We start from the raw sequence: 8,647 nt of genomic DNA, 5'->3' as shown, positions 1-8,647 counted from the left end.
TAGATGAATAAGTTGATTGGAACGAAAGGGATGCTCGACTCCTATGGGATAAGCGGGAAGGCTAAAGAATCTCGCCCCATGGAAAGCGAGCATCCTGTAGTGGAAATCAACATCACTCTACTCCTTTTACGAAAATTTGGTAATTTAATTGACAAGGTTGTTTTTCAACAGCGTGAAAAAACAACTATTTTTTAATAGTTGTTTTTTTAGTGCCTCTGGTACATTTGTATTTGAAACAAGACGTAATAAACCGAAAAAATACGTTCGATATTATTGAACAAACGCTAAGCATTAATTGGTATTGGAACTGAAACAAAAATAATAAAAAGAACTTCTCATTTAAGAGAAGTTCCTTGTGCAATTAGGCTATTAACCTTGTAATATTGTTTTCAAATCGTCTTGTGCATTTGTAATTAATTTTAAACCAAATGTATCAACTAATACATTTAATACGCCTTCATTAATAAAATCAGGTGCTTTTGGTCCGATTCGAATATCTTGGATTCCTAGACTAAATAGCCCTAATAAAATGGCCACAGCTTTTTGCTCAAACCAAGAAAGTATTATACTTACCGGCAATTCATTGACACTACAATTAAAGCTTTCTGCTAATGCAGCCGCAATTTTAATTGTTGAAACTGAATTATTGCATTGCCCTAAATCTATAAATCTAGGAATGTTTGTACCAGCTACAGTACCATAGTCTACATCATTAAAGCGAAATTTACCGCAAGATGTTGTTAAAACTACTGTATCATTTGGTAAGGAAGTTACAAGCTCACGATAATATTCGCCACCTTTACCTGGGGCGTCACAACCTGCTACAACAAAGAAGCGTTGAATCTTCCCATTTTTTACAGCTTCTACAATTTCAGGCGCAATAGACAAAACTGTTTCGTGATGATATCCAGTAGTCATTACTTCTTCTGATTCGATATTTGCTGCTGGAAGTTCTAAAGCACGTTGAATTAATGGTGAAAAATCTTCCTCTATAATCTTTGTTACTCCTTCTAATCCCGCCACTTCATATGAGAAGAAGCGATCTGCATAACTACCCTTTATTGGCATCACACAGTTTGTAGTTGCTAAAATCGCTCCAGGGAATTTTTCAAATAAACGACGTTGATCAAACCAAGCTTTTCCAATGTTACCCTTTAAATGTGGATATTTTTTCAATGCAGGATAACCGTGAGCCGGTAGCATTTCAGAGTGAGTGTAAATTTGTATACCTTTACCATCTGTTTGTTTTAACAATTCTTCTAATGCAAATAAATTGTGACCAGTAACAACAATGCATTTTCCTTCAATTTTATTAGAAGAAACTTGTACAGGCTCAGGAATTCCAAAATGTTTTATATGAGCTTCATCTAAAAGCTCCATTACACGAATTGCAGCTTTACCTACCTTCATAGCCATATCTATGTGTTCTTGTAAGTTAAAATTAGAATTTGTTAAAGTCATATAAAGAGCTTCATGGGTTACTTGGTCAACAAATGGATCAGTATACCCTAATTGAGCTGCGTGTGTTCGATAAGCTGCAATTCCCTTTAACCCATAAACCATCGTATCTTGTAAACTTGCAATTGTTTCATCTTTTCCACATACACCTACAATTTTACAACCACCATCTGGAGTTTGTTCACATTGGTTACAAAACATCATTCATCCCCCTAACAATTTTTACTAACCTAATTATACGGCGGGATATAATTGTTATTTGTGACTTAAATCACATGATATCTATAAACTCATAAATAAATTATTTTGATTAAAAAATACGTATGTTAAGCATTTATGAGTTTAATGAATGATAAAAAGGGTGTCTAAATAGACAGCCCTTTTTATCAAAAATCAACATTTAGATTTAATAAAGCATTTGATTGATTTTAAAAATTATAAATTGAGAGAATTATAGGGTAAATATTACTTAGCGGAGTAGCTTTTAGGTAACTTAAAATGATTCTGATTCATCACATCACGTAGTCGGTCAGGGTAATCTGTTATGATTCCATCAACACCATCATCAATAAGCTTTTGCATAGTTGGTTGGTCGTCAACTGTCCATGGAATAACCTTCATTCCGTACTGGTGAGCTTCTTGAACCATATTCTTAGTAATATAAGGCGTGTAGTTCGCATCTGTAATTTTGCCATCCTGTGGGAACCCATGGACTGGAGAAATTGCATTTACACCTAATGAATGAGCCGCAGTAACGAGATTCCCATCAAAATCATCAATATCGATTCCACCTAACCAAGGTGATTTACCAGGTTTGCCAGGTTGCAGAAATTCTGGTCCATTTGTTAGCGCAACAAGAGGCAATCGTGGTTCAACTTCATGCATAAGCTTGAGCGAACCCCAGTCAAAGCTTTGAATTGACACTTGGTCTAACATCCCAGCTTCACGTACTTGTTTGGCAACGATTTGAACAAATTCCTCTCGAGGAGCTGTTTGTTCTGGTGCTCCAGCTTCAACTTTTGTTTCGATATTCATCCACACTTTTTTAGCATTGTACTTCTTTACAAGATCAAATACCTCGGTTAAAAGTGGCATACGAGCACCAGGACTTAGTTGTTGTCCAGGGAATTGGGGTAGACCTTTTGAACCACAATCGAGCGTTCTTACTTGAGCTAGCGTTAGATCTTTTATGTATTTTCCAACGTATGGGTACTCCGAATCACCAACGAATGCTGGTTTCGTGTCAGAGCATTTTGTACCTGTTATTTTACGATCGTGCGTAATAACAGCTTGATGGTCCTCAGTTATTTGTACGTCAAGCTCAAGGGTGCTTACGCCGAGTTCAAGTGCATGAGAGAATGAAGCTAAAGTTGACTCAACTGTAAGCCCCAGTCCTCCACGATGTGCTTGAAGGTCAAAATCTTTTGGTCCAAATGACTTAAACGTATTCTGATTCGCAGAAGTTGTTTGTGCTGAAACTTGGCTAACTCCTGAATATACCAATAGTGATGTCATTGCTGCTAAAATTAACTTTTTCCTATTCAATTTTAATCATCCCCTTATATAAATCTATTACTCTATAAGAATAGATGACAAATTTAAAGTTCAAATGATTAAAATAATAAATAAAAGTAAATAAATGTTGAAAATTGTAAAAATAATTAGTTTTTTAGAGAAAAAAATAAGCCAAATCCATCTTAGCTAGGATTTGGCTTTATTTTTATTGAGCTTTTTTCGCTCTATTTTCTTTTACTTCAAAAGTTAACTTTTCTTTACCCATTAAGATAATCGCGATAAAACCTAAAGTAATCGGAATTAGTGTCCATTTAAAAGTAGTCGCAACTGAATGAGCCATTGCTTCTGAGATTTTATGAAGTACTTCTGGTGGAATTTTAGCTCTAGCATCAGCGGATAATAATGCACGTGAGTCAACTTTTCCGCCAAATGCACCTAAATTACCAAGTAAATCACTTACTTTATTTTTAAATACGTGGTTTTGAATTGTACCAAAAATAGTAACACCAATTGTCATACCTAATGTTCTAAAGAAAGTATTTGTTGATGTAGCGATGCCTCGTTTTTGAGGTTCAATTTTGTGTTGAGTTGCCATACTTAAAAGTGAGAATGAACAACCCATTCCAAGACCAGCGATAATCATGTAAAACGTTACTGTTGATCGAGCTGTATCAGTATTTAATGTGCTTAATAAATACATTCCAATAAAGAATAAAACAACTGAAACTAACATAATGCTTCTATAACTAAATTTACGTACCGATTGTCCTGCTACTTGGCTACCTACAACAGAACCAAGCATCATCGGAATAAGAATGATACCAGAATTTGTAGCTGTACCACCATAAACTGATTGAACAAAAAGTGGGATTAATACAGTCGTAATAATAAAAGCAGAACCGTAGAAAAATGCAACACCTTGAGTTGCCGCAAATAGCTGCTTTTTAAATAAGCTAAATGAAATAATTGGCTCTTCAACTTTTCTTTCAATTAGAATAAATGCGATAAACAGTACTGCAAAGATTGCAAATAAGGAGATAATTGGACCAGAGTTCCAATCGTATTCATTTCCACCAAGTTCAAGTGCAAACATTAAACTGACAACTGAACCGATAAGTGTAATTGCACCAAACCAGTCGATTTTAAGTTTTCTAAGGTGCAGATTTTCTTTATAAAACTGAGAAATTAAATATAAAGAAATAATTCCTAAAGGTAAGTTGATATAAAAAATCCAACGCCAATCAATTTGATCAGTAATATATGCTCCTAAAAGTGGTCCAAATACACTAGAAAGACCAAAAACTGCACCAAATAAACCAGTCATTTTCCCTCGTTTTTCAGGTGGGAAAATATCGAAAATAATAGTAAATGCAATTGGCATTAGTGAGCCACCACCAATTCCTTGAATCGCACGATAAACACTTAATTGAACAATGCTATTTGCTGTTCCACATAATGCAGAACCAATTAAGAAAATTAAAAGTCCTAATAAATAAAATCGTTTACGTCCATACATATCTGATAACTTACCAAATATCGGCATACTTGCCATAGTAGCAACCAAATATGCAGAGGTTACCCAAATAAATTGATCTAAACCACCTAGTTCTCCAACAATTGTCGGCATCGAAGCTGAAACAATTGTGTTATCCATAGCCGCCATGAGCATTCCTAATAATAGACCTGCTACGACAAAGCCAACCTTGCTGTCTTTTGAAACCATTAAGTTTCCCCCTTATTTAATTCTTTAGTCTCTTTTGGAATCAATTCATTAATATCATTCCAAAATTTAGATAATAATGTTAACTCTTTGTCATCATACTGGTTAAAAATATTAGAAAGAGAGTCAGATAATGGTTTAAAAAGCTCTGCTAATTCATCATCACGTTCATATACAGGTTGAATTATTACTCGTCTACGGTCACTCGGATCTTGAATACGTTCAACAAAGTTGACTTTTTCAAGTCGGTCAATAACACCTGTTATAGCACCAGTAGTTAGATGTGTTAATTGAGATAACTTTCCAGCGGTAATCGGACCAGTATGGCAAAGTAATTCTCGACATCGTAAATCAGTCGCATTTAAATGAAGGTTTGAGGCAAGCCCTTCATTAAAAAGAACGATTGAAGTGCTAAATTTTCTAAATTCCATTATTAGAGACGGAATAAATTCACTTCGAATGATTGGTTTTTCTGGCATTTCATTCTCTCCTTAAAATAGGAAGTACTATAAAAAGTTAACGTAACTAAATATCTTAGTAACTAAAATAATTATAATTCAAAGAAACCAAATAAAGTAGAAATTGTGAGTATTTTAACCAAAATTTAATTTAGTATTAAATTATGATTTTTGAACATTTTTTAAGTGTGTTTTAGGATAAATGGATTAGTTTAGATAAATAGAAATAGTTTAATTCTAGGGATTGGGAGATAGGTAAAAAATCACGATGATATCAGATCTTTTTTTATGCACTTACTTCACCAATTAATTTTTTCAATAATTAAGTGTCCTTTAACGAATGCTATAAAAGGAAGTAAATGAAAAAAGTGTAGGTGTTCACAGGTGAAAAAGAATATTGAAATTGTACCTTATCGTACTTCCTGGGAAGAAGATTTTCAGTCTGAAAAAAAGGCAATTGATCTGTTATTACCAGAGAAAGCAGCGATTTATCATATAGGGAGTACTTCAATTCCGAATATGTTTGCGATGCCAATCATTGACTTAATGATCGTGGTAAAATGCTTAAAAAAGTTTGATGAGTATAGTAATGTTTTAAAAACCTTAGGTTACGAACAAATGGGGGATCAATCTAAGCAAGACAGAAGATTTTTTATCAAATGTGATGATAATTGTAGTTTCCATATTCAAGTATACGCAAAAGGAAATGCTGCTGTTGAACGAAATATTGCATTTAGGGAATATATGATTGCGCATACTGATCAAGCAATGGAATATATAAAATTAAAAAAAGAACTTGCTAAAGACAAATCAGAATATAAAAGAGGACGAAAAGAATTTTTAGATGAAATCGATAGAAAAGCAAGTAAATGGAAGAAATAACACTCCTTCCATGGAAGGAAGGAGTGGCTTAACGATGTTCCTCATATTTCGTAAGAAGTGAAATTTCTTTTATTTGGGCGATTTGTTGTGAATTTAATGGTTTTGCAAAGTAAGCGTTAAGATTATCTACTAATTGTTCTTTATTTCTAGCTCCAACAGCTAATGCTGAAACAACTTTATGAGAAAGAACATATTGTAAAGCTAAGCTATGTAGAGATTGTTCCTCATCGAGAAGTTGGAGAAGCTTTTGGATTGTTTCATTACATTCTTGTTCTGAAAATGACATATAGCCCTTGTTAGATAGTTTCTTTTCCCATTTACTTGTTAATAGCCCTTTTGCCACGGAACCGCGTGCAATGACAGAAATATGATGTTTTTCAAAAAGCGGAAAAAATTCTTCAGGCCTACGCTCTAGTACATTATATTGCATCATAACACCTTGTATAGATGAATGATTTACAAATCGATTAATGACATTCGGACGAATTGAAGAGATTCCATAATGGCGAATTAAGCCTTCTTTTACTAGTTCATCAAAAGTAAAAATAGTTTCTTCATATTGATCCTCGATTGTCCCGCCGTGAAGTTGATAATAATCGATATAATCTGTATTTAGCCTACGTAAACTGTCTTTTACAGCTTCTTTAATATATGCTCTCGAAGGATCCCAATGCCATTTATCATTTGAATTATTCCAACGGTTTCCGACTTTCGTTGCAATAACCACTTGATCTCTACGACCTTTTAAAGCTTTTCCAACAATTTCTTCATTTTTACCAAAATCATATAAATCAGCAGTATCAAAGTAATTAATTCCAGCATCGATTGCAGCATGAATAGTTGAAATCGCCTCATTTTCTTCTGTCCCAAGAGACATACAGCCTAAACCAATTTCGGATATTTCTAATAAAGTAGAACCAAGCTTACGTTTTTTCATATATATCCCTCCAAATTTAATTGTAGGGAAAAGAGAATTATTTTACAACATAGAGAAACTTGCCTTTGGAGTTTTGAATCCATTCTTGAACGGTTTTATATTGCATACCAATAACTTCGAGTGTTTTTAAAATTTCTGTTTTGGAGCCCACAAGGACAACAGAATTTTCCGTCATACACATTTTCATCAGACTACCTCATTTCAGAAAGTATTTAAATGAAATAAATGATAAAATGTATGTGACAACCATATTAAATAGAACAAGGTGATGAAAAAAATGAAAAAATTTGAAGAAAAAACACTAACAGAAGAAAAAGTATTCACAGGAAGAGTTATATCACTCTATCACCAAAAAGTAGAATTACCGAATGGAAATACAAGTACGCGTGAAATCGTAAAGCATCCCGGCGCAGTGGCTGTTATTCCAATTACAAATGAGGGGAAAATTGTTTTTGTTGAGCAGTACCGAAAAGCGCTAGAAAGAAGTCTTCTAGAAATTCCAGCAGGAAAATTAGAAAAAGGCGAAGAGCCACTTGTAACGGCTAAACGAGAGTTAGAAGAAGAGACTGGATATGAAGCAGCAAATTGGGAGCATATCCAATCTTTTTATACTTCACCAGGGTTTGCAGATGAGTATATACATATATATGTAGCAAAAGGTTTAACGAAATTAGAAAATAGTGCTGCTTTAGACGAAGATGAATTTGTTGAAATTTTTGAGTTAACATTAGACGAGTGTCTAGATGAGCTAAAAAAAGGTTCAATCCATGATGCAAAAACGTGTTTTGCAGTCCAATATTTACAATTATTACAACAAAATTAAAAAATAATTAAAAATAATTCTCAAAATATGGTAATAAACATGTTAAAATAAAGTGACATTTTTTGAGAGGATGAGTAGATGAGAATTTCGTCAGTTAAAAAAACAGCTAAAAATCATTTATCCGGTAATTGGGGAAAAGCGATTTTAACGCTAGTAGTTTTTGGTGTATTACAAGGACTTATTTATATGTTACTCAATGTGCCAGTAGATAAGCATTACACTGGAACTATATTTCCAAGTTCTAAACAACAAGAACTAATTCCAGGCGGAGTACTTACAGTAATTGAAGTTATATCTGCGATCATTAATACATTACTTGGTTATGGATTAATTAGTTACTTTTTAAAACTAATTCGTAAAGAGGAAAAAAGCTTATCGGACTTGTTTAACTATTTTAAAAGTGGACACCAATTTATTAGAGCATTTTTAGTAGGATTCTTTGTAACTTTATTTACAGTACTGTGGACTCTTTTACTAATAATTCCTGGAATTATTAAATCAATCGCTTATTCACAAGTTGGCTATATTTTAAAAGATTATCCAGAAATGAAAGCGTTGGATGCAATTACACTAAGTAGAAGAATGATGGATGGGTATAAATGGAAATTCTTTTTACTAGGGCTTTCATTCATCGGTTGGGGTCTATTAGTTATCATCACTTTTGGGCTTGCTTTGTTTTATGTAGCACCATACTTTTATACTTCTCAGGCTCAGTTTTATGCAGAAGTAAAAGAAGCCTACGAAGAAAAAAAGGAAACAATTTAAAAATCTTAAGACTAAAGACGTTAATTTTTTTAACGTCTTTTTTTAACGTTTTAATACTTATATCGAAAGCAGCATTTCTATTAAGCAAA

The 8,647-nt window shown here is 33.4% G+C and carries 10 protein-coding genes; 4 read left to right on the top strand and 6 right to left on the bottom strand.

The genetic code is table 11. The features are described 5' to 3' along the window. Positions 1–12: 12 nt before the first annotated feature. A complete protein-coding gene (locus ABEY15_RS20110) occupies positions 13–195 on the top strand; it encodes a hypothetical protein (RefSeq protein ID WP_429891840.1) in 183 nt (60 codons plus the stop codon). A 174-nt stretch (positions 196–369) separates the two neighbouring features. Here the strand turns inward: ABEY15_RS20110 and hcp are convergent, their stop codons facing one another. The 4 genes from hcp to ABEY15_RS20090 form a co-directional block, all read right to left on the bottom strand. After that, entirely contained in the window at positions 370–1,659 is a 1,290-nt protein-coding gene (hcp, locus tag ABEY15_RS20105) for a hydroxylamine reductase (RefSeq protein ID WP_429891839.1), read from the bottom strand. Positions 1,660–1,923: 264 nt separating this feature from the next. Continuing rightward, positions 1,924–3,003 (bottom strand): glycerophosphodiester phosphodiesterase, encoded by a 1,080-nt coding sequence (locus ABEY15_RS20100; RefSeq protein WP_429891838.1) that lies wholly within the window; start codon positions 3,001–3,003, stop codon positions 1,924–1,926. 175 nt (positions 3,004–3,178) lie between these two features. Then, positions 3,179–4,696 (bottom strand): MDR family MFS transporter, encoded by a 1,518-nt coding sequence (locus ABEY15_RS20095; RefSeq protein WP_429891837.1) that lies wholly within the window; start codon positions 4,694–4,696, stop codon positions 3,179–3,181. Further along, positions 4,696–5,172 (bottom strand): MarR family winged helix-turn-helix transcriptional regulator, encoded by a 477-nt coding sequence (locus ABEY15_RS20090; RefSeq protein ID WP_429891836.1) that lies wholly within the window; start codon positions 5,170–5,172, stop codon positions 4,696–4,698. The genes ABEY15_RS20095 and ABEY15_RS20090 overlap by 1 nt, the downstream gene beginning before the upstream one ends. A 363-nt stretch (positions 5,173–5,535) precedes the next feature. Here ABEY15_RS20090 and ABEY15_RS20085 point away from each other — a divergent pair, with 363 nt between their 5' ends. Continuing rightward, the gene (locus ABEY15_RS20085) at positions 5,536–6,033 is read left to right on the top strand and encodes a GrpB family protein (protein WP_429891835.1); all 498 of its coding nucleotides are present in this window, start codon (positions 5,536–5,538) and stop codon (positions 6,031–6,033) included. A gap of 28 nt (positions 6,034–6,061) precedes the next feature. On the opposite strand, the gene ABEY15_RS20080 is transcribed toward ABEY15_RS20085, so the two are convergent. After that, positions 6,062–6,970: an aldo/keto reductase gene (locus ABEY15_RS20080; protein ID WP_429891834.1), complete on the bottom strand. Its 909-nt coding sequence runs from the start codon at positions 6,968–6,970 to the stop codon at positions 6,062–6,064. Positions 6,971–7,007: 37 nt separating this feature from the next. Further along, positions 7,008–7,157: a Z-ring formation inhibitor MciZ gene (gene mciZ / locus ABEY15_RS20075; RefSeq protein WP_429891833.1), complete on the bottom strand. Its 150-nt coding sequence runs from the start codon at positions 7,155–7,157 to the stop codon at positions 7,008–7,010. A 90-nt stretch (positions 7,158–7,247) separates the two neighbouring features. On the opposite strand from mciZ, the gene ABEY15_RS20070 reads away from it, so the two are divergent. Both ABEY15_RS20070 and ABEY15_RS20065 read left to right on the top strand, forming a co-directional pair. Beyond that, complete coding sequence (locus tag ABEY15_RS20070; protein WP_429891832.1) at positions 7,248–7,793, top strand: NUDIX domain-containing protein; 546 nt, start codon at positions 7,248–7,250, stop codon at positions 7,791–7,793. A 78-nt stretch (positions 7,794–7,871) separates the two neighbouring features. Then, entirely contained in the window at positions 7,872–8,558 is a 687-nt protein-coding gene (locus ABEY15_RS20065; RefSeq protein WP_429891831.1) for a DUF975 family protein, read from the top strand. Positions 8,559–8,647: the final 89 nt, after the last annotated feature.

The organism is Gottfriedia acidiceleris, from assembly GCF_050457485.1.
GTDB lineage: Bacteria > Bacillota > Bacilli > Bacillales > Bacillaceae_G > Gottfriedia > Gottfriedia acidiceleris_D.
The sequence above is the reverse complement of the archived record's forward strand: the minus strand, read 5'-3'. Positions and strand labels throughout refer to the sequence as shown.